The sequence below is a fragment of the Algoriphagus sp. CAU 1675 genome (assembly GCF_029222925.1).
Lineage (GTDB): Bacteria > Bacteroidota > Bacteroidia > Cytophagales > Cyclobacteriaceae > Algoriphagus.
The window spans coordinates 884,205-909,510 of sequence record NZ_JARHUI010000001.1; the positions used below are offsets into that span (position 1 = coordinate 884,205).

22 protein-coding genes are annotated in these 25,306 nt (G+C 41.7%); 13 read left to right on the plus strand and 9 right to left on the minus strand.

All coding sequences use genetic code 11. The features are described 5' to 3' along the window. Nucleotides 1-53: 53 nt before the first annotated feature. Entirely contained in the window at nucleotides 54-854 is an 801-nt protein-coding gene (locus P2G54_RS03865; RefSeq protein WP_275868349.1) for a glycoside hydrolase family 16 protein, read from the plus strand. Between the two features lie 72 nt (nucleotides 855-926). Next, nucleotides 927-1,580 carry an MCP four helix bundle domain-containing protein gene (locus tag P2G54_RS03870; protein ID WP_275868351.1) on the plus strand — a complete coding sequence of 218 codons (654 nt, stop codon included), beginning with the start codon at nucleotides 927-929 and terminating at the stop codon, nucleotides 1,578-1,580. Here P2G54_RS03870 and P2G54_RS03875 read toward each other — a convergent pair whose 3' ends face one another. From P2G54_RS03875 to P2G54_RS03895, 5 genes are read right to left on the minus strand one after another with little or no spacing between them, the layout of a single operon-like run. Then, complete coding sequence (locus P2G54_RS03875; protein ID WP_275868353.1) at nucleotides 1,581-2,486, minus strand: TIM barrel protein; 906 nt, start codon at nucleotides 2,484-2,486, stop codon at nucleotides 1,581-1,583. 56 nt (nucleotides 2,487-2,542) lie between these two features. Further along, the gene (locus P2G54_RS03880; protein WP_275868355.1) at nucleotides 2,543-3,100 is read right to left on the minus strand and encodes a gluconate 2-dehydrogenase subunit 3 family protein; all 558 of its coding nucleotides are present in this window, start codon (nucleotides 3,098-3,100) and stop codon (nucleotides 2,543-2,545) included. A gap of 12 nt (nucleotides 3,101-3,112) precedes the next feature. Next, entirely contained in the window at nucleotides 3,113-4,792 is a 1,680-nt protein-coding gene (locus P2G54_RS03885; RefSeq protein ID WP_275868357.1) for a GMC family oxidoreductase, read from the minus strand. Between the two features lie 26 nt (nucleotides 4,793-4,818). Next, entirely contained in the window at nucleotides 4,819-5,697 is an 879-nt protein-coding gene (locus tag P2G54_RS03890; protein WP_275868359.1) for a TIM barrel protein, read from the minus strand. Nucleotides 5,698-5,703: 6 nt separating this feature from the next. Beyond that, a complete protein-coding gene (locus P2G54_RS03895) occupies nucleotides 5,704-6,930 on the minus strand; it encodes a nucleoside permease (RefSeq protein ID WP_275868361.1) in 1,227 nt (408 codons plus the stop codon). A gap of 253 nt (nucleotides 6,931-7,183) precedes the next feature. Here P2G54_RS03895 and P2G54_RS03900 point away from each other — a divergent pair, with 253 nt between their 5' ends. The 4 genes from P2G54_RS03900 to P2G54_RS03915 are packed head-to-tail and all read left to right on the plus strand — an operon-like array spanning nucleotide 7,184 to nucleotide 10,638. Continuing rightward, complete coding sequence (locus P2G54_RS03900; protein ID WP_275868363.1) at nucleotides 7,184-8,353, plus strand: Gfo/Idh/MocA family oxidoreductase; 1,170 nt, start codon at nucleotides 7,184-7,186, stop codon at nucleotides 8,351-8,353. A gap of 35 nt (nucleotides 8,354-8,388) precedes the next feature. Continuing rightward, a complete protein-coding gene (locus P2G54_RS03905; protein ID WP_275868365.1) occupies nucleotides 8,389-9,441 on the plus strand; it encodes a sugar phosphate isomerase/epimerase in 1,053 nt (350 codons plus the stop codon). A gap of 26 nt (nucleotides 9,442-9,467) precedes the next feature. Further along, a complete protein-coding gene (locus P2G54_RS03910) occupies nucleotides 9,468-9,893 on the plus strand; it encodes a c-type cytochrome (protein WP_275868367.1) in 426 nt (141 codons plus the stop codon). Between the two features lies 1 nt (nucleotide 9,894). Then, nucleotides 9,895-10,638: a DUF1080 domain-containing protein gene (locus P2G54_RS03915; RefSeq protein ID WP_275868370.1), complete on the plus strand. Its 744-nt coding sequence runs from the start codon at nucleotides 9,895-9,897 to the stop codon at nucleotides 10,636-10,638. Between the two features lie 272 nt (nucleotides 10,639-10,910). Here the strand turns inward: P2G54_RS03915 and pafA are convergent, their stop codons facing one another. Further along, complete coding sequence (gene pafA / locus P2G54_RS03920) at nucleotides 10,911-12,539, minus strand: alkaline phosphatase PafA (protein ID WP_275868372.1); 1,629 nt, start codon at nucleotides 12,537-12,539, stop codon at nucleotides 10,911-10,913. Between the two features lie 113 nt (nucleotides 12,540-12,652). On the opposite strand from pafA, the gene P2G54_RS03925 reads away from it, so the two are divergent. Continuing rightward, entirely contained in the window at nucleotides 12,653-14,251 is a 1,599-nt protein-coding gene (locus P2G54_RS03925) for an aminopeptidase P N-terminal domain-containing protein (protein WP_275868374.1), read from the plus strand. A gap of 451 nt (nucleotides 14,252-14,702) precedes the next feature. Here P2G54_RS03925 and P2G54_RS03930 read toward each other — a convergent pair whose 3' ends face one another. Beyond that, nucleotides 14,703-15,299 carry a carboxypeptidase-like regulatory domain-containing protein gene (locus P2G54_RS03930; protein WP_275868445.1) on the minus strand — a complete coding sequence of 199 codons (597 nt, stop codon included), beginning with the start codon at nucleotides 15,297-15,299 and terminating at the stop codon, nucleotides 14,703-14,705. Nucleotides 15,300-15,456: 157 nt separating this feature from the next. Between P2G54_RS03930 and P2G54_RS03935 the strand changes: the two genes are divergently transcribed. From P2G54_RS03935 to pruA, 3 genes are all read left to right on the plus strand, one after another. After that, nucleotides 15,457-15,840, plus strand: a complete 384-nt coding sequence (locus tag P2G54_RS03935; protein ID WP_275868376.1) for a metalloregulator ArsR/SmtB family transcription factor — start codon at nucleotides 15,457-15,459, stop codon at nucleotides 15,838-15,840. A gap of 7 nt (nucleotides 15,841-15,847) precedes the next feature. Then, nucleotides 15,848-16,543 (plus strand): YjjG family noncanonical pyrimidine nucleotidase, encoded by a 696-nt coding sequence (locus P2G54_RS03940; RefSeq protein ID WP_275868447.1) that lies wholly within the window; start codon nucleotides 15,848-15,850, stop codon nucleotides 16,541-16,543. A gap of 83 nt (nucleotides 16,544-16,626) precedes the next feature. Then, complete coding sequence (pruA, locus tag P2G54_RS03945) at nucleotides 16,627-18,261, plus strand: L-glutamate gamma-semialdehyde dehydrogenase (protein WP_275868378.1); 1,635 nt, start codon at nucleotides 16,627-16,629, stop codon at nucleotides 18,259-18,261. 61 nt (nucleotides 18,262-18,322) lie between these two features. Here the strand turns inward: pruA and P2G54_RS03950 are convergent, their stop codons facing one another. Both P2G54_RS03950 and fabG read right to left on the minus strand, forming a co-directional pair. After that, nucleotides 18,323-19,498 carry a hypothetical protein gene (locus P2G54_RS03950; RefSeq protein WP_275868380.1) on the minus strand — a complete coding sequence of 392 codons (1,176 nt, stop codon included), beginning with the start codon at nucleotides 19,496-19,498 and terminating at the stop codon, nucleotides 18,323-18,325. Nucleotides 19,499-19,651: 153 nt separating this feature from the next. Continuing rightward, complete coding sequence (gene fabG / locus P2G54_RS03955; RefSeq protein ID WP_275868383.1) at nucleotides 19,652-20,398, minus strand: 3-oxoacyl-[acyl-carrier-protein] reductase; 747 nt, start codon at nucleotides 20,396-20,398, stop codon at nucleotides 19,652-19,654. 294 nt (nucleotides 20,399-20,692) lie between these two features. Here fabG and lpdA point away from each other — a divergent pair, with 294 nt between their 5' ends. From lpdA to P2G54_RS03970, 3 genes are all read left to right on the plus strand, one after another. Beyond that, the gene (gene lpdA / locus P2G54_RS03960; protein ID WP_275868385.1) at nucleotides 20,693-22,090 is read left to right on the plus strand and encodes a dihydrolipoyl dehydrogenase; all 1,398 of its coding nucleotides are present in this window, start codon (nucleotides 20,693-20,695) and stop codon (nucleotides 22,088-22,090) included. Between the two features lie 521 nt (nucleotides 22,091-22,611). After that, on the plus strand, nucleotides 22,612-23,079 hold the full coding sequence (locus P2G54_RS03965) for a hypothetical protein (RefSeq protein WP_275868387.1): 468 nt from the start codon (nucleotides 22,612-22,614) through the stop codon (nucleotides 23,077-23,079). Between the two features lie 213 nt (nucleotides 23,080-23,292). Next, complete coding sequence (locus P2G54_RS03970; protein WP_275868390.1) at nucleotides 23,293-25,278, plus strand: M12 family metallo-peptidase; 1,986 nt, start codon at nucleotides 23,293-23,295, stop codon at nucleotides 25,276-25,278. Nucleotides 25,279-25,306: the final 28 nt, after the last annotated feature.

Genomic DNA, 25,306 nt, shown 5'->3' on the forward strand with positions numbered 1-25,306 from the left:
AAACCCTCCAAAATCCTTTTAGTTTTTGTATTTTCCGCAAGAATCTAACAGCAATGAAAAAAACAGTAATTCCATTTGTTCTCCTTTCTCTACTTCTGATCTCCGAACAGGGCTTTTCTCAGGCAAAGCTGCTATGGTCGGATGAATTTTCTGTTGACGGATTGCCGGATCAATATAAATGGACCTACGATGTCGGGGATCATGGCTGGGGAAACAATGAACTTCAGTTGTATGTGAAAGCCTCTTTGGAAAATTCCAGAGTTGAAAACGGGCATTTGATCATTGAGGCAAGAAAAGATGAATCAAAGACGAAAGGATATACCTCCGCTAGAATACTAACCCGTGGAATTGCTTCTTGGCAGTATGGATACATTGAGGTAAAGGCAAAGTTGCCAGAGGGGATAGGTACTTGGCCGGCAATCTGGATGTTGCCAGAAGAAAATAGGCATGGTGGTTGGCCCAAAAATGGAGAAATCGATATCATGGAGCATGTGGGGTATGACCCCGGTGTGGTTCATGGTACTGTTCATACGGAAGCCTTCAATCATTCGATAGGGACACAAAAGGGTAAACAGATCCAGGTTCCGGATTTTAATCAGGAGTTCCATGTATATGGGATTGATTGGACAAAAGAGAAGATTGATTTTTTGATGGATGGAGAAATCTATTTCACCTTTGAGAATACAGGAGGTGATTATAAAGAGTGGCCTTTTGACCAGCCGTTTCATTTGATTCTGAATATTGCGGTTGGTGGAAACTGGGGAGGGCAAAAAGGAGTAAATCCAGACATCTGGCCACAGCGTATGGAAATTGACTATGTCAGAGTCTTTGACAGGAAACCGATTAAAGACTAAGTTTCATGATATTTTTGGGAAGTAATAAGCTTTTCATTATTATATAAATCAATCATCGTTTGTGTTACTATCATGTCTGATTCTACTGTAAAGAGAAGGAAATTTAGAGCTTTGGCCATCATCAGTATATTGTTGCTGTTGATTTATGCCAAAAACCTGATTGAGCGCCAATCATTTCGCAGTATCAGTTCCACTTTTACCGAGGTTTACAATGACCGTTTGGTAGTGGAAGGTTATATTTTTGAAATTTCCGAAAAGCTGTTTTTAATCCAAAAACTGATTGATCATTGCGATATTGGCTATGATTACTCCAGAGTGATCAATGAAATAGAAGATCATGAAAAGGGGATTTTGGGTATTGTTGAGGAATTTGAAAAGACCAAGCTGACTGATCAGGAGGATGCATACTTAGGTGATTTCAAGGAAATCATTGTCAATGACCTGAATATCAAGAGTTACGATTTATTGTTTTCTGATTCGAATGGAGTCAATTTGGATCAGGTCAAACTGTATGATCAAAAAATCAGTCAGGCAAGACAGGATTTGGATGGTCTAAGTAAAATCCAGTTGGAAGAGGGTGAAAAATTAATCAGCAAAGCCAAGGTCCTCATTAACCGATCCCAGATTTGGGCTCAGTTTGAGGTGGCCTTGCTGATTATTTTAATCATTGTCATGTTCTTATTGGTGTTCAGAAAGTCTGAGGAAACCAAAGGGGTTATTTCATGATCAGATCGCGAGCTCTTTAAGATAGGCGGCATTTTTTTCTGCAGCCTCCATGGGATTGGTGCCTACAAATCGCTCCTGTTCTACTATAAAGTATTCCATTCCCAATCCCTGAGATTCTTTGATCAGTTTTGCGTAAGGGATTTCGCCAGCACCTAAGAGCACTCCCCGGTCATGAGGATTTCCCGTTCCGGATTCAGCATCTTTGAGATGACAAAATTTGAATCTTCCTGGATACTTGGCCAAATAAGCAGCAGGATCCACACCGGCAACATGCACCCAGTAAATGTCCATTTCGAAATCTACTAATGATGGATCCGTATTTTCCATCAGAATGTCCTGTGGGACAGCACCTTCTTGGGTAACGAAAGTGTAGTCATGGTTGTGGTAGGCAAATTTTAATCCGTAGCCTTTGAGGGTTTCTCCAATAGTATTGAATTTATCCGCCATTTCTTTGTAATCGTCAAGAGACTTTTGAGCTCCGATCCAAGGACAAATCAAATATTTCATGCCAACTTCAGCGGCTTGCTCAGCCTGGCCTTCCAGGTTTTCAAAGACATTGGTATGGGTAGAAACCATTTCTACTCCGATTTCTCCCATCAAGGATTTGAATTCTGTCGGCTGCATTCCCCATAGGATTCCTTTACCTCCGTCAAAACCCTCAAATTGTCGGTATCCATAACCGGCAAGTGCACGCATAGTACCTGCTGCATCCTCAGCCATATTTTCTTTTACGGAATACAGCTGGATTCCAAATGCGGAAAGGGTGGAGGCTACTGATTCAGGATCTGTGATCAATTCTTCATCTCCTTCTTTTTTGGCAGGACTGCAAAACTGCAGTGGCATAAAGGCTGCTCCGGCCCCCAGAAGGGCTCCCATTTGGATGAATTTTCTTCTTGGTTTGTTCATGTGTGAAAAAGCCTGCCTTATTTAGAGGCAGGCTGTTTATTAAAGTTGAAGTTTGATTAAATAGCGTAGGCTCTGTCTCCTTCCTTGAAATCAATGCAGGGGTCAAACCTACCGGGAACTTCCACATAGTTCAGGGCTTGAGTAGCCCCAATCTCTGAAGTAAAGTATCCCAATACAGTTAAGTCTCTGAGCATATTGATCACTTGGGGTTCTCTGGCTTCGCTGGATTTGTATTGCTCATAAAGACCGTTCAAATACGCTAGGCGATCTTCTGGATTGGCTTCCATGAAATCCTTTCCGTTCGAAGCCTTGAATTCTTTTCTGATCATATTCAATCCGTCCACAAAAGCCTTTTGCTGATTCGCATCGTAAGTATCCTTCACCATCATCACCATAAAGGAACCAATTCCAGTTGCTTTGGCTCCCGGTGTGTTAGTTTCAGGGATAATGGTATCCCCCAGTTCATCCATGAAAGCAATGTCTTCCGGGCTGAAGTTCAGTCCCTCAATCTGTTGTTCTGGAGCACAGCCAGTAAGGATTGCCGTAGCACCTACCATTGTGCCTCCCATCATGAGTATGACGCTTTTTAGTGCGTCTCTTCTATTCATTGTCATATTCTTGTTCGATTAGAGGTTTTGCTTTTTGAGTTCTTCTACGGCAAAAGCCGCTGCCCTTGCCGTCAGTGCCATGTAGGTAAGCGAAGGGTTTTGAGCCGCTGCAGAAGTCATACAGGCTCCATCTGTTACAAATACGTTTTTCGCATCCCAAACCTGGTTGTTTCCATTGAGGACAGAGGTTTTGGGGTCTCTTCCCATACGTGCAGTACCCATTTCGTGGATTCCTTGCCCGAAGGTGTATCCGTTATCATAAGTGCGAATATTTTTGAACCCGGCTACCTCCAGCATTTCTGCTGCATCCGCCATCATGTCCTTTCGCATATTCAGCTCATTTTCCTTGATCTCGGCATTCATTACTAGTGCCTCCATTCCCCATTTGTCTTTCACCGTATCACTTAATCTGATATGGTTTTCGTGGTATGGAAGAATTTCACCAAAGGCTGTAAATCCAGCACTCCACGGACCTGGCTGAGTCAAAGCGTCTTTCATAGGTGCACCGAAATTCAATTCGGCAACATCTCGGCCCCAGCCACTACGGCTAGCTCCTCCCTGGTATCCAAAGCCTCTCAAGTAATCTCGTTTTTCACCGTTTAGATTTCTGAATCTTGGGATATATAAGCCGGTTGGTCTTCTGCCAAAATAATATTTGTCCTCATAGCCTTCCATGGTACCGCTGGCACCAAGGCGGAAGTGGTGATCCATTACGTTGTGTCCAAGTTCTCCTGAACTTGATCCCAGTCCTCCTGGCCAAATATCTGTTGCAGTTCGCATCAGGATAGCTGTGGAATTGAAAGCAGAGGCACAAAGGAAAATGATTTTTGCATTGTACTCTACAGTCTGGTTGGTTTCGGCATCAAGTACTTCCACACCATTTGCTTTTTGCGTGTCTTTGTCATAGATCAATCGGCGAACGATAGACCAAGGTCTCAAAGTCAGGTTTCCTGTTGCAACCGCAGCAGGGAGGGTTGAAGCTTGAGTACTGAAATATCCCCCAAATGGACAGCCTAGAGAACATTTGTTTCTATACTGACAACCTGGACGACCTGGTAGAGGTTGGGTGATGTTGGCTGGTCGGCCAATTGTCCAGGTTCTTGCTCCTTTGTAATGCGCCTTGATTCTCTCAGCGGCATCTTTTTCCACACAGTTCATCGGCATTGGCGGCATAAATTCCCCGTCAGGAAGAATTTCCAATCCGTCCTTTGAGCCAGATACCCCGATGAATTTTTCTACGTAGCTGTACCATGGGGCTATATCATTGTATCGGATCGGCCAATCTACAGCGATGCCTTCTTTTGCATTTGCCTCGAAGTCAATGTTGGCCCATCGGTAGGACTGTCTTCCCCAAAGAAGTGAACGTCCACCTACCTGGTAGCCTCTAAACCAAGTGAAAGGCTTTTCCTCTATGTAAGGGGACTCACTTTCATGGGCCCACCAGTCGAGGTTCAATTCATTCAATACATAATCTCTTCTCAGGTTAGGGTGATTTTCCAACATCTCCTGAGTTCTTCGTCCTCTATGTGGTACTTCCCAAGGGGGAAGAGTTGCTGTCTTATAGTCCTTTACGTGCTCTACATTGGGGCCTCTCTCCAAAAGTAGGACTTTAAGTCCTCTCTCAGTTAGTTCTTTGGCGGCCCATCCGCCACTGATTCCTGATCCAACTACAATTGCATCATACGATTGGTTTGCCATAAAATGGTATTTTGGTTTAATAAATGTTATACGTCACAAACTTGTACTGCCTGGGCTAAAGCAGCAATCTTGTCCTCTGATTTTGGGATGAATTCATGGGATACATATCCCTGAAAGCCGGACTCCGCAATAGCTTTCATAATTGGCGGATAATAGATTTCCTGGTTTTCGTCCAGTTCATTTCTTCCGGGATTTCCAGCAGTATGGTAATGGCCAAAATATTGGTGGTTGTTTCGGATGGTCCGAATGATGTCCCCCTCATCGATTTGCATGTGATAGATGTCGAAAAGCAGTTTAAAATTTTCGCTACCAATACGTTTGCACAATTCAATTCCCCAAGCGGATTTATCGCACATGTAATCCTTGTGGTCCACTCGGCTGTTTAATAATTCCATTTGAATGATGACTCCATGCTTCTCAGCCAATCCCAGAATTTTTTTGATGCCGATCTCACAGTTTTTCAGTCCAGTTTCATCATCCATTCCCTTTCTGTTTCCTGAGAAAGCGATTAGATTTTTGTATCCGGCTTTTGCGACAAGCGGGATCACTTCGGTGTAATTTTTCTCCAGTTGATCGTGAAAATCAGTGTGGTTAAATCCATCGGCAATTCCGAGTTCTGCACCATTGCACATAGAGCAGTGAATGTCATGTTTCTTTAGGGTTTCCCAGTTGTCAGGACCAATTAAGTCAATGGCATGTACCCCAACTGTTTTAATTCCCACACAAAGTTCATCAAGGCTAAGAGGGCGCATGGACCATGCACATACTCCATGATTGATATTTCCTTTAAGCTGAAAAGTTTCTTCTTCTTTCCAATCAAGCGAAGACAGGGAGCCAAGTGCGGCACCTCCAAAAAGAACTTTTTTAAAGCTTTCCCGTCTTCCAGGGTCAATAGGTTTGGTCATTTTGGTTTAATTAAGAGGTTTTATTTGTTCCTTTTTAAAAAGGAGCATGAAAAATAGCAAAACCAAAACGGAAATACCAGAAGGAATCAGCCAAATCGACTCCCAAATATGTCCACCATCTATTACTTTATAATGATCTGAAATGTTTCCTGCTGCCCAGAACCCGATCAGCATCCCTACCCCATAAGTAGCAAGGGTGATCAAACCCTGTGCAGAAGATTTATATTTTTCTCCAGCATGAAAGTCTGTGTAAATCTGTCCGCTGACAAAAAAGAAGTCATAACAAACTCCATGGAGCGCGATTCCCACTAGTAGCATCCAAACTCCCTCATCCGCATTTCCATAAGCGAAAAACACATAACGAACCGCCCAGGCCAGCATAGCGACTATCAGGGTTTTCTTGATGCCAAACCTTGAGAAGAATACCGGTAATGCCAACATAAAAAGAACTTCCGATAGCTGTCCAATTGTCATTTTTCCTGTAGAGTTTTCCAAGCCAATTTCGGTGAGGAACGGACTGGCATTTTGATAATAAAAAGCCAGGGGGATACATATGAGGATAGAGGAGAGGAAGAAAATGGCAAAATTCCTGTCTTTTAGAAGAGAAAGTGCATCCAATCCTATTGCTTCCGATAACTTGAACTCTCCCTCTGATTTTGCTTTGGGAGGGGTCTTGGGAAGCGTGAAACTGAAAATCCCCAGAATGACCGAAACTATAGATGCCATTAGCCAGGTGTATTTTAACAATCCGTCCATAAGTCCATCCTGACTGTCCCAGGCCAAACTACTAATCAGGATCCCGGCCGCTATCCAACCTATGGTTCCCCAAACACGGATCGTGGAAAATTCCTTGGCCGGATTTTTCATTTGATTGAATGAGATGGAGTTTACAAGTGCCAAAGTCGGCATGAACAGGATCATATATATCAGAAGAACTGGGAAAAAACCACTAAAGTCTCCGGCTTGGTAGAGCAAGTACATCAATCCCGCACCGATCAGGTGAATGACCCCAAGGATTCGCTGGGCATGAAAATACCTGTCTGCTATCAGTCCGACTATAAAAGGAGCAATGATAGCTCCCAAGGATTGAGTGGAGAAGGCCAAGGAAATATCCTGGTCTCGGGCAGCCAAATTGGTCCCGAGAAAAGTTCCCATTGTTACGTACCAGGAGCCCCAGACAAAAAATTCCAAAAACATCATGGCTGAGAGCCTGAACCGGGTGATTGTGTTCATATTTGAAGGGTTGATCGTGGAAAAAAAACTGAATCCTAGCTTAAAATTTAGATTTCACTCTTTTTGCTGTATTTTAAGCAAGTCATTTGACTTTGTAAAATATGGCGGATAAAAATATTGTCTAAGCCACTCATAACACGAGGAGACTACTAGTCAATAAATCGCCTGATTCAATCGAAGTTCAGGGGATTTATTTTGGTAGAATCCATTAATTCAACAAAAAATTTACCTAAAAAACCTACCTAACTGACCTATGTCAACACCCAAGAAACTAAAAATCGGATTGGTTGGAGGTGGACCAGGCTCTTTCATCGGAGCCATCCATCTCAATGGCGCTTTAATGGATGGAATGTTTGAACTTGTGGCAGGCGCATTCTCTTCCAATCCGCAGAAATCCAAACAAAGAGGAGAGGAGTTGATGCTGGATCCTTCCAGAGTATATGCGAGTTACGATGAAATGTTTGAAAAGGAACTCCAACTTCCAGAGGCTGAGCGAATCGATGTAGTTGTCATTGTGACACCCAATAATGTACACTTTGACCCAACGGTGAAGGCACTGAAAAAAGGTTTTCACGTTGCCTTGGACAAGCCGCTTACTTTGAATTATCAGGAGGCAAAGGAATTGTACCATGCCGTAAAAGGATCGGATAAACTTTTCCTACTGACGCATACGTATTCGGGATATCCCATGATCAAGCAAGCCAAGCAAATGATTGCGGAAGGGAAAATCGGGAAAGTGAGAAAAGTGTATGTGGAATATCCTCAGGGCTGGCTATGGAAGCTACTTGAATCAGAAAATAACAAGCAGGCCGAATGGAGGACAGATCCTGCCAGAAACGGATTGGCAGGTTGTATGGGGGATATTGGTACCCACGCTTTCCACCTGGCTGAGTATGTTTCAGGCGAAAAAGTGTCCCACCTCTGTGCAGATCTTTACATCAAAGTGGAAGGTAGGCCAATCGATGATGACGGGGTGGTCTTGATGCGTTTTGAAAACGGGGCTTCTGGTGTATTAATGGCTTCCCAGACGGATACAGGTGTGGAAAATAACCTTAAAATCCGTGTATTTGGTGACAAAGGAGGAATAGAATGGCAGCAGGAAGACAACAATAGCCTGATTGTCCGGTATCCGGATCAACCAGCTCAGATTTATCGAGCAGGCACTGGATATTTGGGATCTTTGGCTCAGGAGAATACACGCACTCCAGCCGGACACCCGGAAGGATACGTGGAGGCATTTGCCAATCTTTACCGAAATTTTGCTAGATGTATCTATGCACAGCGTGCCGGAGAAAAGCCAAAGCCGGAATGGGAAGATTTCCCCGGTGTTGAAGATGGGATCCGGGGGATGGCTTTCATTGACCATGTTTTGGCAAGTACCCAGTCAGACCTGAAATGGACTCCATTTGTTGTAGAAAAATAAACTCTTAAACCTGAAATAATTAAAACCAAACCAAGATGAAAACAATCAAGGGACCGGCGATTTTTTTGGCTCAGTTTGCCGATGATAAAGCGCCATTTAACAACCTGAAAAATATCTGTGAATACATGGCCGAATTGGGCTATAAAGGAGTTCAGATTCCTTCCTGGGATGCCCGAATGATAGATTTGCAGAAAGCTGCCGAAAGCAAAACCTATGCAGATGAAGTTGCAGGAATTGTAGAAGAGACTGGTATGCAGATCACGGAGCTTTCCACACACCTTCAAGGTCAATTGGTAGCAGTTCACCCTGCTTACAATGAGCTTTTTGACGGCTTTGCTCCCGCAAACCTCAAGGGGGATCTAAAAGGAAAATGTGAGTGGGCTACCCAGCAGCTCAAATATGCAGCAAAGGCTTCCCATAATTTGGGATTGAATGCCCATGCTACTTTTTCAGGTGCATTGATGTGGCATACTGTTTATCCTTGGCCTCAGCGTCCTGCCGGACTGGTGGAGACAGGTTTTACCGAATTAGCCAAACGATGGACTCCGATTCTCAATGAATTTGACCAATATGGGGTAGATGTTTGTTATGAACTCCACCCGGGAGAGGATTTGCACGATGGGGTGACTTTCGAGATGTTCTTGGAAAAAGTGAACCATCACAAGAGGGCAAATATCCTATACGATCCAAGTCACTTTGTGTTACAGTGCCTGGATTACCTGCAATTCATTGATTTCTATCACGATCGGGTTAAAATGTTCCATGTAAAAGATGCGGAATTTAATCCGACCGGAAAGCAGGGAGTTTATGGCGGATTCCAAGGCTGGGTTGAAAGAGCAGGAAGATTCCGTTCTTTAGGTGATGGACAGGTTGATTTTGGCGGAATTTTTAGCAAACTTTCGCAGTACGATTACGAAGGATGGGCTGTACTTGAATGGGAGTGCGCAATCAAACATCCTGAACAAGGTGCTGCAGAAGGCGCGCCATTTATTGATGCTCATATTATCCGTGTGACCGAAAAGGCATTTGATGACTTTGCAGGCATTGGGGCAGATGAAGAATTCAATAAGAAAATTCTGGGAATCTAACTATTCAATTCAAATACCTTATTAAAATGAAAATTACAAAACCATTAAACCTTGGATTTGCAGCTTTAGCCGGTTTGGCTTTCGCTTGCGGTGGCGGTGAAAAATCTGCAGAATCAACCACTTCAGAAACTGCAGTGGCTCCGGCTCCAGCTAAAGAAATGAGCTTGGAGGAAAAATACCAGAATGATCCCGTTTACATCAAGGGGATTGAAAAAGTGAAGGGTTCTGATTGCGCTTCCTGCCACATGCTGGATCGTAAAATCGTGGGACCATCCTATGCCGATGTGGCCGCGAAATACGAAAGCACTGAAGAAAATATTGCTATGCTTGCAAATAAAGTGATTGCAGGAGGGGTAGGTACTTGGGGAGAAGTTCCAATGCCAGCCCATCCGGGTTTGAGCGAAGAAGATGCCAAAGACATGGTGAAGTATATACTTCTTTTGAAAAAATAAAATGAGAAAATCCTATCTAGTATTGGCTTTGGCAGCGGGTATCCTTGCCTCCTGTTCAGGCCAAAAATCTGAAGAAGCAGTCACTGAAGAAACTGCCGCAGCAGTTGAGGCTCCAGCTGAAGAGTGGATTAGCCTTTTTGATGGACAGACCTTCAGCGGTTGGCATAAATACGGCGGTGGGGAAGTAGGAAAAGCTTGGAAAATCGAAAACGGTGAACTATTCCTCGACGCTGCCAATAAAGACGGCTGGCAGACCGGAGACGGGGGAGATATTGTAACCGATGAGGAGTTTGAAAACTTCCACCTCAAATACGAATGGAAGATTGCTCCAAACGGAAACAGCGGTGTCATCTTCTTTGTCAATGAGTCCCCTGAATACCAGTATTGCTGGCAAACTGGCCCTGAAATGCAGGTGTTGGATAACGAAGGACATCCCGATGCCAAGATTATCAGTCATAGAGCAGGAGACCTTTATGATTTGATTGTAAGCAGCGAGGAAACTGTAAAGCCTGCAGGTGAATGGAATCAAGCAGAAATCATCGCCGACAATGGAAAGTTGGATTTGATCCTTAACGGTACCACCGTAGTCAGCACTACTCTTTGGACGCCGGAATGGGAGGCCTTAATTGCAGGAAGTAAATTCAAGGACATGCCTGGTTTTGGAAAATTCAAAAAGGGTAAAATCGCACTTCAGGATCACGGAGATCTGGTGTACTTCCGAAATATAGTTTTGAAGAAACTCTAAAATAAAAAGCCGATTTAAATCGGCTTTTTTTATGTTCTAAAGATTCAACCCCTGTTCTTCAAAGAGAAACCTGGGGAGTGTCGGGAGTAAAGATTTTTAGAACTCAAATTATTTTTCAACTTCCAATCCGATGCTATCTTGATTTTTTTACGAAGAAGGAAAAACATCCAACCTGATTTTACCTCGGGTTTTTCCGAACTGGAGTTGAGGCTTGTTAAAACAAAAAATCCCGGGATAAAACATCCCGGGATTGAAATTAGAATGATCTGTAATTAATCAAGTATCTCGGTTATTGGTTGCCCGGTAGCTCCATTGGGAAGCCTGATATTAAGCATCATGGAAAGCGTTGGGGCAATGTCGGTAATCGTGGCGTAGCGGCTGCTTGTTCCGGCTTTGACGCCCCAACCATAAAACAAAATAGGTACATTGGTGTCATAGGTAAAGCCAGTTCCGTGTGAGGTGCCTCTGCTGCCACCGCTAAGCCATCCTGGCTCTAAAATCATCAGCAGGTCACCAGATGCTTTTTGATTGTAGCCCATCTGCAACAGATTTGCTCTCCCTTTGGTAAAATCTGTGTTTTTCATTGAAGAAGCTGTGTATACCTCTTTGATTCCATTGAATCTCAAAAGGAAATTAGCGAGGTTATCCTGCATTTCGGAAAGATTAATGCCTCTATCCCTTGCAAGCCTGTGATTTAGGAATATTTGGTCATTAGAAACATTTATAATCCAGTTTCCTTCTCCATAAACCTGATTGGTGTATCCAATAAGTTGGCTTCGGACATAACCCACATTGATGTTTCCAGCAGGCACATTTTCACTTTGCATATAAGTAGCAATGTCTGCAACCCCATGATCAGCGGTTAAAAAGACCAAATATTCTCCCTTTCCATAGGTTTCATCCAAAAAGTTGAGGAATTTCTCAATCTCCAGATCAAGCCTCAGGTAATTGTCTTCCAATTCTTTTGAAGTAGGTCCAAAACGGTGTCCAATGTAATCAGGAGAAGAAAAGCTTACTGCTAGAAAGTCCGTTTCTCCTCTTTTTCCCAATTGCTCTCCTTCTATTGCTGCATAGGCAAAATCAAGTGTCAGTTGATTTCCGTAGGGAGTAGAAGCGACCAAACCGTATCCACCGTTGTCTTTTCTTAGGGCGGTTAGGTCATAGGGGAAAGTTGGAGTGTCTTTTCCGATAAAAGGTGCTTCGAAATCATTGTTGTCGTCAATACTCTGGATATAAGACTCAATTGGATAAAGGGTTGACCAAGTTTGGCTTAAATAACTGTCTGGTAATTTCCTTTCGTTAAAATCAACCACCCATTTCGGTAATTCCTCAAGGTAATAAGTGGAAGTCATGAACTCTCCATTTTCACTGTCATACCAGTAAGCATCACCTAAATGACCAGCTGGGAGACTCGCTCCTCTGTCCTTAATGGCTATGCCTACAACCTTGGATCGTTTGTTGGTAGCAAATCTAAGCTCATCAGTGATGGTAGTGGTCAGTAGGTTTCTGGGAGAAATTTTTCCGCTGGCTGCAGTTCCACCTACATTGCTTACCGTACTGTCTTCCGCGCAGTAAATGGATTTATCCAGGCTTCTTACGTACCAGTTGTTTCCAATAATTCCGTGGGTTGCCGGAGTTGCTCCAGTATAGACCGAGGCATGTCCAGGTCCTGTATAGGTAGGGATATAGTTATAATGGCCGTTTTTCATCATGAAGCCTTCTTCCATAAGACGATTGAAGCCCCCCTCACTATATCTGTCCGCAAAACGGTACAGGTATTCCTGCCTCATTTGATCGACGACTATTCCGACAATTAATTTGGGTTTAGGTTCAGTGGACTGAGCCAAGGCCAAATTGAAAATTAGGGACATAATTAGTCCTAGCAGACCGATTTTTTTCATTTTTGGAAAATTTTATAGTACCAAAGATAAGGATATGCCCCAATCTGTGGATTAAGACTTTGTTAAATGGCTAAAAGAATAGACATTGGAGACCCAGAATAAATTCCCTAAACATGAAAAAACTGCTTTTTTCCCTTTCCTTTTTATTGCTATTGACTGGTTCTTACGCCCAGTCCTATTTTGAAGATGGACTTAGTGCAGAATGGCACAGAGGAAGAAGAGATGCGATCCGTGAGATGATGCCTCCTAATTCGGTAGCTGTGATGTTCAATAATCCTGTAAAAAACAGATCCAATGATGTGGATTTCATCTATCACCCAGATACTGATTTTTTTTACTTAACAGGCTTAAGAGAACCCAATTCAGCATTACTGATTTTCTCTGAAAAAAGAATGATAGACGGGGTGGAAACCGATGAAATCATCTTTGTTCAACCCCGGGATCCTAGGGCCGAAATGTGGAATGGAAAAAGATTGGGTACGGAAGGGGCTAAAGAAAAGCTGGGGTTTGCATTAGCTTATGTTTATGACGATTTCGGCAAAAAGCCTGCTGTTGATTTTTCTGACTTTGAAAAGGTTCTTTCCTTCAATTTGAGTGGGGACATCGAAAGCGGGAGCAGCAATGTGCCTTTGAAGAGAATGGTGAATAATTTTAAAAAAGCATCTGGCTATCCAATGGAAGTTTCGGACACCCAGTTACAATTGTATGAACTGATTCGTTCTGCTGATGCTGAAAACTCAGACAACATAGTTCAGGTTATTGCTAGATATAGTCAAAGGAATCCGGATGTGGCCAATGACCCAATTATCAAAGATTTTCTAATCGCGGATTCTCCTGAAAAGCGAATGAAAGTCAAAGATCAGGTTCCCGGAACAAAGACAGATATTTTTTCACTGGACAAGATGCTTGAAGTGCTTAGGGAAGTGAAGACCGAAGAGGAAATTGCCTTGTTGAAATCAGCTGCCAAAATCTCGGCAATAGGCCAAGTGGAAGTGATGAAAGCTGCCAAGCCGGGGATGTCTGAAAGAGAAATCCAGGGGATTCATGAGTTTATCTACAAGCGTTATGGTGCTGAGGATGTGGGATATCCGTCCATCGTTGGAGGTGGAAATAATGGCTGTATCCTTCACTACATTGAAAATGACATGAAGCATGTCAATGATCGCTTGCTACTGATGGATTTGGGGGCTGAATGGAGAGGATATACTGCAGATGTGACCCGAACCATTCCTGTAAGTGGGCAATTTAATAAGGAGGAAAGAGCGATTTATGAATTGGTTTTTAAAGCTCAGGAAGCAGGAATTGCACTTTGTAAACCAGGGACCAGTTTTGCTGAAATTGGTCAGGTCACCAGACAAATAATCAATGAGGGGCTGGCAGACTTAGGTATTATTAAACGAGGTCAAAGTCACAATTATTTCCCGCATGGAACCAGCCATCATCTGGGTCTGGATGTTCATGATAGAGGAAGTAACGGTCCTTTGAAAGAAGGAGCGGTGCTGACTGTGGAGCCGGGAATCTATATCCCTGAAGGCAGTGATTGTGATCCGAAATGGTGGGGAATTGCTGTGCGGATTGAGGATGATATCCTGGTGACTTCCAATGGTCCGGTTAACCTTTCAGGGGATGCTCCAAGAACTGTCGAAGCAATTGAAGCAATGATGAAGATCCCAAGTATCCTAGAAAACTGGGTGTTGCCAGAGATCAATTGATTTCTCCCGCAAAGTCATAAAGAAGCAAAGTCATTGATTTTATAGACAAACAGCTTTCGAGATTAGTTCTTGGTTCAGTTTTAAAATTTAATTTGAATAGGGGACGGGTTTTTATGAAGCGGTTTAGGAGAGAATCCCGGAGATTGAATTAAAAGAATTGGGACTTGAGTTTCTATCTCAAGTCCCAATTCTTGTTTATTGGAATAAGCAGGAGGTGATTATAGGTATCGAGCAGTTAGTATTGTTGAACAAGATGCTTTTGATAGAACTGAAATCCCTAGAAAAAATAACACCTGTTCACCCCAAGCAAGTCAAGGCATACTTCTTGGAACTACTAGACTTAGAACTAGGATTATTGATCAATTTTAAGGAGGCAAAAATCACAAAGCGAATCATTTGAGCTGTAAATAATCTCTAATGATTCGCTTTGCGGATTTGCGGTAAAATTGAATTATTTACTCTTCAGATCCCCTCTTTTGATTGATCGGATAAACTGGGACCAGGCAAATGGATCCAGCAATCTCAATGGTCTAGGGCCGTACAAATCCTGGTTTTGCTGGAGCTGCCCCTGTTGGAAATAGCGGAAATTCTCGTTTCCGGAGGCCGGCATGGATTCTGCCCAACGAAGCAGCATTTCTGGGCTCATATTGGCTCGGCTGATGGACATAGGGTCTACCACCGTCATAGCCATTACTGCATTTTTAAACTCCTCCTCGGTAGGATAAGGCATTACTTCGATTTCTGCTAAGGCAATCTCATCCACTTCCATGGTAATGATTAGACTGATTCGGTCTTTTTCAATGTTTTCAGGCACTTTGAAGGATTGTCTTTTCAAACCGATGAAACTGAAAACTACACTGTCTCCTTCCAGAACTGGCATAGAAAAATAACCAAACCTGCCACTGCTGGTCCCTCTGCCTTTTTTCGGTACGTAAATATTCACCCCCGCTACTGCATCGGTACTGTCAGCATTAAGTATGATACCGGAAAGTTGAATTACTTTCTTTTCTCTTGCATCTTGTGCATGACTGTCCAGACTTGAAAAAATAAATCCAAGGAAAAGTAGGAGGAGTGATGGGAGTATGTAAGAACTTTTCACAAATCATTAGTTAATAGAAAGCAAACGAGTAGCTTTCTGACGAGATAATGCTCTAATTTCGGTCGATTTTTTATTTTCACCAGCAAATCTGCGTTAAAACTTACAAATGCGACTAAAAAACATCAGTTTGAATTATGGACTCAGGATCTTCAAGGCTTTGGGGGAGGAACCCCGGGTCAGGATTATCCATTTGCTCATGCTCAACAAGGAACTTTCTATCTCAGATCTGGAACATATCCTGGATTTTACCCAGACCAAAACCAGCAGGCATTTGATCTACCTGAAAAACGCGGGGCTATTGGGAAGTCGAAGGGTGGACCAATGGATGTTTTATTACATTTTGGAGGAATATCAGGAAATCATTCAGGCCATTTTTAAGTTTATCCAAAAAGATCCCAGTTTGATCAAGGATCAGGAGACCTATGAAATCCTGAAATCCAATCGGGAACTTGCAATCAATAAAATCCAAAACAATCAATACCGACGCTGATTACCCTGTGAAAACTTACCAACACATTTTCTTTGATCTAGACCATACGCTTTGGGACTATGATAGAAACGTTACCGAATCCCTATCCGAGCTTTATGAGCACTACCAGCTGAAGGCAATCGGAATTGAATCCTTCGAAAAATTCTTCGAATCCTTCCATCACGTAAATTTCCAATTGTGGGACTGGTATAATGTGGGAAAGATCGATAAGGATAACCTCCGGAAAGAGCGTTTTCCAAGAATATTTTCCCATGCAGGAGGGAAGCCAGAGGCTATTCCAGTTGAGTTTGAGGAGGATTTTATGCAAAGAACTTCTTCCAAACCCCATGTATTCCCTTATTCCAAGGAAATTCTCCATTACTTAAAGGGTAAATATAAAATCCATGTCATCACCAATGGGTTTAATGAATCTCAGGCAAAAAAAATGAAATCTTCCGGACTGGATGGTTTTTTTGAACTCATTGTGACCTCCGAGACCACCGGTCATAAAAAGCCTGATCCCAGGATTTTCCAGTTTGCCTTGGATCAGTTGAAAACGGAGGCGGAGCACTGTCTAATGATCGGGGACAATCCCGACTCTGATATTTTGGGTGCTCAGCGTGCAAATATCGACCAGGTGTTTTTTAACCCCGAAGGAAAATCTATAGATCTCCAGCCTACCTATACCATAGCGCATTTGCGAGAGCTTGAGGACCTTCTCTAGCGTCATTTGTGCTCATTAATACTGCCTAAATGAGAGCTATGGCTTATCTTTGGACTGTTCAGAATTCATAAAACTCAAATATCATGTTAAAAGGATTTTTCAACGTACCGACTCCTGTCAATGAGCCGGTAAAATCATATGCTCCGGGAAGCCCCGAAAGAAAAGAATTACAGGCAATGTTGGCAGAGCTTCGATCCCAAGAAGTAGATGTGCCGATGTATATCGGTAGCGAGGAAGTTCGTACCGGCAAAAAACACCCTATGTCTCCTCCCCATGACCACCAGCATATCCTGGGATATTTTCACGAAGGGGATGCATCTCATGTGGAGCAGGCCATCAATGCCGCTTTGGGTGCCAAGGAAGCTTGGGAAAATCTTGCTTGGGAACAGCGAGCAGCCATTTTCCTAAAAGCAGCTGATCTTTTGGCAGGACCCTATCGTGCAAAAATCAATGCTGCGACCATGTTGGGACAATCCAAAAATGCTTTCCAGGCTGAAATCGACGCAGCTTGTGAGATCATCGATTTTCTTCGGTTCAATGTGAAATACATGACCGAAATCTATTCTCAGCAACCACCAGTATCGGGAAATGGCGTATGGAATCGTGTAGAGCAGCGACCTCTCGAAGGCTTCGTTTTTGCCTTGACTCCATTCAACTTTACCGCTATTGCCGGTAATCTTCCTACATCTGCTGCCATGATGGGCAATACCATAGTCTGGAAACCAGCCTACACGCAGATCTATTCTGCGAATGTGTTGATGGAGGTTTTCAAGGAAGCAGGGGTGCCAGACGGGGTAATCAATTTGATCTATGTGGATGGTCCTTTGGCAGGAGAGGTGATTTTCAAGCACCCTGATTTTGCCGGGATTCACTTTACTGGATCTACAGGTGTGTTCCAAACCATTTGGAGGACTATCGGGGAAAACATCAAACTTTATAAATCCTATCCAAGAATTGTCGGTGAGACTGGAGGAAAGGATTTTGTCTTGGCCCATAAATCTGCTGACCCAAAGGCAGTGGCAGTTGGCCTGGTACGAGGAGCATTTGAATACCAGGGTCAAAAGTGTTCTGCAGCATCCAGAGCCTATATCCCTTCCAATCTTTGGGAAGATGTCAAAAAGTACATGCTGGAAGATCTGGCGACCATGAAAATGGGAGGTACGGAAGACTTCACCAACTTCATCAATGCGGTGATCGATGAGAAAGCTTTTGATAAAATCTCCAACTACATCGCCAAGGCCAAAGAAGCTGAAGGAGTGGAAGTAATCGCTGGTGGAAACTACGATAAGTCCAAAGGCTACTTTATTGAGCCGACGGTATTAGTGACGCAAGATCCAATGTACACCACCATGTGTGAGGAGATTTTTGGTCCGGTGTTGACAATCTATGTGTACAATGCAGAGCACTTCGAAACTGTGCTGGAATTGGTAGATCAAACTTCGCCCTACGCATTGACCGGAGCGATTTTCTCACAGGACAGATATGCTGCTGAACTGGCAACAAGCAAATTGAGAAACGCAGCGGGCAACTTCTATATCAATGATAAGCCAACCGGTGCGGTTGTAGGACAGCAACCATTCGGTGGAGCAAGAGCTTCCGGAACAAACGACAAGGCGGGTTCCATGATCAACTTGTTGCGTTGGGTGTCTCCACGTACGATCAAGGAAACCTTTGTATCTCCAACAGATTACAGATATCCGTTTTTGGGAGAAGATTGAGAATTATCAAAACTCAATTACCAAGTCTAAATTTCCAAAGCCTCAGAGATTTCTGGGGCTTTTATTTTTCTTGAACTTCCAATTTATAGATAGTAAAATGATCCTCTTCAGAATCAGGGTCGGATTTGGAGCCCCATAAGTAGCCTTCTCTAACCATCAAACTTGAAATGTTTAGGAATTGAGGCTTGGGAAAGTCGTCTAGAAATTGAAGATTTTCGTCCAAAAGCTGTATTCTACTCGGATTTTCCTTTTCAAACTCTTGAATCATTTTCCACCTTTCTTGTGGGGAAGTTGCCGTTTCTAACTTCCTGATTTGTTGATTATTGAATCCCCGCTTATATCCAATCAATATATATTCATCTGTTTTTTTGATACTTTCTATTTTTCCCAAATTAGTCAAAGCTTCCATTAGGTCCATGCCTTCTTCTCCTTCTGGATGTCCTTTATAACTTTTGAAATCGCCCAAGTTTAAGGCGATTTTTTGTTCGAAAGAAAATGGGGCTTCGCCATCAAAAACAAAAAGGGCAGACTCCCCTTCGAAGGCAACAATCAATTTATTTTGAGAAAAAATAAAATGTGAGACCCAAGTAGAGTGTGGGAAAATCAACCCATTTTGAAAAATGCTTTCTTCTGGAAATGATAGAAAATTTGTGATTTCTGATTTCTCTAAATCCAAATACCCGATCAATTTCAGGTTTTTAAGATACTCTTTTTGATAGCGGTTGTAATTGCCATCATCTGATCGATTATTGTAGAAAATTTTATTGTCTCTTATGATAATCTCATTGGTTGGCGAAGGAAAACTAGAATAATAAGGTGGTACACCTGTGAAAATTGTTTCTACCTCAGATCCATCAAGTGAAATTTTTTTGACTTGAGGGTTGCCAAAAGATAGAATCAAGCTTCCATCTTTTACTAAATGTAGAGGTGCGATTCGTCTAAGATGCCCCACAATTGTATTTCCATTAGCTATAAAAGAGTGGATTATTTCTCCCTGAAAATTCGCTGTAAATATTTCTTCATCATATTCCCCACTTTCTATGAAAAGGATTTTTTGAGTATATGGTGAGATGTCTTGTAAAATAGGTCTCCCTAAATAGGGAATCTGAATGGAGTCGACTACAGTAAGTTGATAATGTTTTGATTGAATTTCAGGTTCTAATTTCTTGTTGTTTTTTTGCGAGTAAGAAAAAAATAGAATTCCAAAAAAAAGGAGAGCAAATGAAAATTGGTTCATAGTTAGTCTAGAAAAAAACCAAGCTTAAAATACCTGTTTTTATATTCCTAGGAAATGGAGTGAAACTCTGTTTAAGAGTATTTAACCTAAAAAAAACGGCTGAATTTCTCCAGCCGCTCTAATTTCAAATTTTGAATTTCGAATCTCAAATCATCAGGTATACATCGCCCCATTCACATGAAGCACCTGACCTGAGATATAGGAACTCATATCCGATCCCAGGAATACGCAGGCATCTGCTACTTCTTCAGGTTTCCCCCCGCGCTTCATCGGAATAGCATCTCTCCAGCCCTGTACGGTTTTTTCATCCAATACGTCGGTCATTTCAGTTTCGATAAATCCCGGTGCGATGGCATTGCAGCGGATATTTCTAGAACCTAGCTCCAAAGCCACAGACTTGGTAAATCCGATGATACCTGCTTTGGAAGCTGCATAGTTGGCCTGACCGGCGTTTCCCTTCGCTCCTACAACAGAAGTCATATTGATGATGGAACCTGACTTGGCTTTCATCATGGTTCGAGTGGCAGCCTTCACGGTATTGAAGCAAGATTTCAAGTTTACATTCATGATTTCATCCCAGGACTCCTCAGTCATCCGCATCAACAAATTGTCTCGGGTGATTCCGGCATTGTTGATCAAAATATCCAAAGCCCCAAAATCAGCAACTACACTGTTGACCAATTCTTCCGCAGCTTGAAAGTCGGAAGCATCCGAGCGGTAGCCCTTGGCTTTGATGCCAAAAGCTGCCAGTTCTGCTTCCAGAGCTTGGCCTTTTTCCACAGAAGATAAATATGTAAATGCTACATTAGCTCCTTCCTGAGCATATTTGATAGCGATGGCTCTACCGATCCCTTTTGAGGCACCGGTAATCAAAGCGGTCTTTCCTGAAAGTAAACCCATGAAATTTTAAAATTTTGTTTTGCCAAAATTAGGAAAAAAGCCAAAAGAAACGTTTTCGTAGAAAAACCCATTTCCTTTTAGCCTGATTTTCAAGAAATAAAACTGCAATCTTCCGAAAATCAAAAATATTTTAAAGGAGATTTTGGTTATGGCGGTAGTTCGTTTGGGAAAATTGCTAACTCCTTGTTTTGAGGCTGTTTTTTGTCCCGATAAGTGCTTTTAACCAAATTTTTTTCTGAAGCCAAAAGGCCTATTTTTGCGTAATTTCAAATCGTTTTAAACCAAGATAAACATATGTCTTCTACCAAATTTGATTTAATCGTATTGGGAAGTGGTCCAGGGGGGTATGTTGCTGCCATCCGTGCATCACAATTAGGCTTGAAAACTGCCATTGTTGAAGCAGCGGAATTGGGTGGTATCTGTCTCAACTGGGGTTGTATCCCAACTAAAGCACTTCTTAAAAGTGCTCAGGTTTTTGAATATATCAATCATTCCGCAGACTATGGGATCACTGTGAAAGATGCCAAAGCTGATTTTGATGGAATGGTTAAAAGAAGTCGGGGAGTCGCTGATGGCATGTCCAAAGGTGTAAACTTCTTGATGAAGAAAAACAAAATCGAAATCATCGCAGGTTGGGGTAAAATACAACCAGGCAAAAAAGTCGAGGTAGCTGATAAAGACGGAAAGAAGACGGTTTATTCCGCAGACAATATCATCATTGCGACCGGCGCGAGATCAAGAGAATTGCCTTCTATGAAAATGGACGGTAAAAAGATCATTGGCTACCGTGAAGCGATGACTTTGGCGAAGCAGCCGAAGAAAATGGTGGTTGTAGGTTCTGGAGCGATCGGAGTAGAATTTGCCTATTTCTACAATTCCATCGGTACGGAAGTGACCATTGTTGAATTTATGGATCGAATTGTTCCAGTGGAAGATGCCGAGGTTTCTAAAACATTGGAAAAAATCTACAAAAAAGCTGGGATGACCATCATGACCTCTTCTGAGGTGACAGGAGTAGATACCAAAGGAACCGGTTGCAAAGTGACCGTGAAAACTGCCAAAGGAGAAGAAATACTGGAATGTGATGTGGTGCTTTCAGCAGCAGGTGTAGTATCCAACTTGGAGAATATCGGCTTGGAAGATGTAGGGATTTTGGTTGAGAAAGGAAAGATCAAAGTAGATGAGTACTACAAAACCAATATGCCGGGTTACTATGCAATTGGAGATGTAATTCCTGGTCCAGCTTTGGCTCACGTGGCATCTGCTGAAGGAATTATTTGTGTAGAAAAGATTGCAGGTCACAGTCCAGATCCTTTGGATTATGGAAATATCCCTGGATGTACTTATTGTTCTCCGGAAATTGCTTCTGTAGGAATGACTGAGGCAAAAGCAAAAGAAGCTGGATATGAGTTGAGAATCGGTAAGTTCCCATTCTCTGCATCTGGTAAAGCCTCTGCTGCTGGCGCAAAAGACGGTTTTGTGAAATTGGTGTTTGATAAGAAATACGGAGAGTTGCTTGGTGCTCACATGATCGGAGCCAATGTAACTGAAATGATCGCTGAGATCGTTGCCGTTCGTAAATTGGAAACTACTGGTCATGAATTGATCAAAACTGTTCATCCTCACCCAACCATGTCAGAAGCAGTAATGGAAGCTGCAGCTGCGGCTTACGATGAGGTGATTCACTTGTAATTGATCTTTTTTTCCATCTGGGGTTTTGTCCTCACAGCCCAATAAAAATTAATTGTCGTTGGCACAATCCCTACTGATTGAATCTTCATGAAGCATATTTGCCTAGTCAGAAATGCTGAAGATATTCGAAAATGGTCCGTGGTGACACGAACCTTGGCGAGATTCATTTTAAAAGCCCGTTTTAAAAAGCGGGCTTTTTTCATGATTTGGCTTTTGAGTATTTAACTGAGGGGAAGATAACGAGCTTGGCAGATTGAATTTGCATGTAACGTTGACTCTAGAAAATGAAGAGATTTTTTCTTAAAAGATTAGGGGATTTTATTTGGTGATTTAGTTTTTTTTTTAAATTGGACTAGGTAGCTGTATGTGTTAAAATGGGAATATTATTTTTTAGATATTTCTACTTTGGGTGCCAATCGGATTAGCGGATCACCAATTAGATCGTGATTGGATTTTTGTGTTACTATTGGACTGGGTGAATACCGGTATTGTTTGTCTTACTTATAAAACTGATTTTATTTATGAAAGCTGTAAAAGACTGGCGTCTATTGCCTCTGTTCTTGATTCTGTTATTTGGTTGTTCGAAGGATGAAAAGCCGAAATGCACTATCGATCAAGTAAACGGAAATCCCGAAAGTGTCATTGGAACTTGGCAATTGTCAAAACTTATTGAGTTTAACTTTTCTAACGGGAAGAAGAATCCTATTGATTTTTCCTGCAGTTCAATTACAATTACCTTTTTTCAAGATGGAGAATATCTATTGGAAGGAGGAGGAAATGGTTTTAGTTGGATTCCTGAGGATACAAAATATAACTTTGAATATGGTGAAGTTACCGGGGTGTTTGGGAACTCAACTCTTAAGATAGGAGATAAAATTTTGCCTTGTTTTATTGACAAAAATGTAATGATTTGGGATGAGTCTTGGTTGGATGGCGACTCCTATGAATTTTATAGAGTTGAGGGATATACTGATGAACGGGTTGAATAGTTAAATTTGAGATTATAGTATTTTTGATGGACTCAATCTATTTTATATTTCGAGCTTGTTTAATGTTTTTGAATTTTATTTATAAGTTTTATTTTGAATGATTGGTTATGAAATATCTTATTGCGTTATTGTTTTTAGTGTTTTCATTCGATGTTTTTTCGCAAAAAAAATATTATTTATCAGAAGATACAAAATTCTGATATATCGGAGAAATTGTTTCAGAAAGTAGATAATCTGTTTTTGATATCTAAAAGTAGAGCAGAAATCGAAAGTCAATTTTTTAATGCTGATGAAGTTTTACAGATGGAGTACAATAGTTTGAAATTTAATGAGTTGGGTGAAACTATTTTGATTGATTTACCTTTTGAAACTTATCAAATTGAGGTTTTGCTTGAACAGGTTCCTTCTTCGTTTTATTCTTATGACTTAGTGACTAGCGATGGTAAATCTACATCGACAAATGTAGGTTTTAAACACTATCGTGGGGTTGTGAAAGGAGATTTGAGAAGTATCGTTGCATTTAGCTTTTCTGAAAATGAAGTTGTTGGAATGATAGCAAACGATAAAGGAAATTTTAACTTGGTTCCCACAAATATTGGAAATTACCTGTTATTTAACGATCAAAATTTAAAGAAAATTGAGGGGCAAAATGATATTTGTGAAGGGAGTGACGATGTTGGCATGATTAATTATCCATCAAATATGTTGTCTGCTGAGAGTAAACTTTCCATTAATTCATCACTAAAATGTGTTGAGTTGTACTTCGAGACAGAATATGATATTTTTCAGAACAAAGGGAGTGTTTCAGCAGTAGAGTTTTATGTCTCATCTTTGTTTAACCAAGTAGCTATTTTATATGAGAATGAAAATATAGGTGTTGAGATTTCGCAAATTTTTGTTTGGACAAGTGCCGATCCTTATACGGCTACCGATAGACCAAGTTTGTTGACTAGTTTTCAAAATACCAGGACTAGTTTTAATGGCCATTTGGGTCAGTTACTTACTTTTCGAATTGGTGGAGGTAGAGCGGCTGATGGATTTAATGGTCTTTGTAATAGTAATGTGGCAAATAGGCTTTCTATTGCAGGGATTAATTCTAGTTTTAGTACCTTTCCAACTTATAGTAATTCTGTTATGGTAATTACGCATGAATTTGGACACCTTTTAGGATCAAGACATACTCATGCATGTGTATGGAATGGAAATAATACTGCTATTGATGGTTGTGGTGCAATTGAAGGAAGTTGTAGCGACCCGGGAAACCCAAGTGGGGGAGGTACAATTATGAGTTATTGTCATGTTATATCTGGTGTAGGTGTCAATTTTAATAATGGATTTGGACTTCAGCCTGGGAATGTAATTAGAAATTCAGTAGCTAATGCCAATTGTGTCTGCAATTGTGTTGATCCAAGTATTAGTGGTTCAAATTTTTTGTGTTCTACTGGGAATTTTACTTTGACAAGTCCACCTCCTGGCACTTCAATTAGTTGGTCGGTTTCTCCGGTTGGTCTTTTTTCTGGAAGTACTTCAGGAAGTGGATCTATAGCAACCCTTACTCCTTATCATCCTAATACTCGCGGTGGAGCAACACTAACCTTTAATGTGACTTCGGCTTGTAAAACAACTCAAGTAACTAAAAATATTTGGGTACAAGCTCCACTTTCTCCAGGCCCAATTATCGGCAATTCCTCTCCAGGGCCAGGAAGTATCTCTCCATATATGGTTGCTAGTTTGCCAAGTGGAGCTACATCGATGTCTTGGAGTTTGCCCTATTGTGTAGGTTGTTCTCAGCCATGGTCTTTCTATTCAGGCCAGACTTCTACCCAAATGACCGCAAATGTTGGTGATGCTGCGGGATATGTTCAGGCGATGGGTGTCAATCCATGTGGCACTGGCGGGGCATCGTTATTATATGTGACACCATCAGGCCCTTGTGATCCTTGTGCAAGAACATTTCCAAATCCAATTTCTAATGAAATGACATTGGAATGGTTTGATACTGACGGTATATTGATTGAAAATGAAGTTCCAGAATATAAAATTACCTTGTATAATGCTGGTGGTGGCATCATTATGACAAAGACTTCAAAATCTCCCAATCTAAATTTTGATTTGGCCCAACTCAAAAACGGATTTTATTTTCTTCATATAGAAAACAAGGATGGATTAATCAGGAAGCAAATTAGAGTGGAGAGGTAAGCTGTTTTTCAGGGAAATGTATTTTACA

Bases quoted from the DNA above. Each gene is read 5' to 3' on its own strand.
- P2G54_RS03875 (WP_275868353.1), bottom strand. From the start codon at position 2,486: ATGAACAAACCAAGAAGAAAATTCATCCAAATGGGAGCCCTTCTGGGG.
- P2G54_RS03905 (WP_275868365.1), top strand. From the start codon at position 8,389: ATGAAAACAATCAAGGGACCGGCGATTTTTTTGGCTCAGTTTGCCGAT.
- P2G54_RS03925 (WP_275868374.1), top strand. From the start codon at position 12,653: ATGAAAAAACTGCTTTTTTCCCTTTCCTTTTTATTGCTATTGACTGGT.
- fabG (WP_275868383.1), bottom strand. From the start codon at position 20,398: ATGGGTTTACTTTCAGGAAAGACCGCTTTGATTACCGGTGCCTCAAAA.
- pruA (WP_275868378.1), top strand. From the start codon at position 16,627: ATGTTAAAAGGATTTTTCAACGTACCGACTCCTGTCAATGAGCCGGTA.
- pafA (WP_275868372.1), bottom strand. From the start codon at position 12,539: ATGAAAAAAATCGGTCTGCTAGGACTAATTATGTCCCTAATTTTCAAT.
- P2G54_RS03870 (WP_275868351.1), top strand. From the start codon at position 927: ATGTCTGATTCTACTGTAAAGAGAAGGAAATTTAGAGCTTTGGCCATC.
- P2G54_RS03935 (WP_275868376.1), top strand. From the start codon at position 15,457: ATGCGACTAAAAAACATCAGTTTGAATTATGGACTCAGGATCTTCAAG.
- P2G54_RS03965 (WP_275868387.1), top strand. From the start codon at position 22,612: ATGAAAGCTGTAAAAGACTGGCGTCTATTGCCTCTGTTCTTGATTCTG.
- P2G54_RS03900 (WP_275868363.1), top strand. From the start codon at position 7,184: ATGTCAACACCCAAGAAACTAAAAATCGGATTGGTTGGAGGTGGACCA.
- P2G54_RS03890 (WP_275868359.1), bottom strand. From the start codon at position 5,697: ATGACCAAACCTATTGACCCTGGAAGACGGGAAAGCTTTAAAAAAGTT.
- P2G54_RS03865 (WP_275868349.1), top strand. From the start codon at position 54: ATGAAAAAAACAGTAATTCCATTTGTTCTCCTTTCTCTACTTCTGATC.
- P2G54_RS03895 (WP_275868361.1), bottom strand. From the start codon at position 6,930: ATGAACACAATCACCCGGTTCAGGCTCTCAGCCATGATGTTTTTGGAA.
- P2G54_RS03885 (WP_275868357.1), bottom strand. From the start codon at position 4,792: ATGGCAAACCAATCGTATGATGCAATTGTAGTTGGATCAGGAATCAGT.
- lpdA (WP_275868385.1), top strand. From the start codon at position 20,693: ATGTCTTCTACCAAATTTGATTTAATCGTATTGGGAAGTGGTCCAGGG.
- P2G54_RS03915 (WP_275868370.1), top strand. From the start codon at position 9,895: ATGAGAAAATCCTATCTAGTATTGGCTTTGGCAGCGGGTATCCTTGCC.
- P2G54_RS03910 (WP_275868367.1), top strand. From the start codon at position 9,468: ATGAAAATTACAAAACCATTAAACCTTGGATTTGCAGCTTTAGCCGGT.
- P2G54_RS03950 (WP_275868380.1), bottom strand. From the start codon at position 19,498: ATGAACCAATTTTCATTTGCTCTCCTTTTTTTTGGAATTCTATTTTTT.
- P2G54_RS03880 (WP_275868355.1), bottom strand. From the start codon at position 3,100: ATGACAATGAATAGAAGAGACGCACTAAAAAGCGTCATACTCATGATG.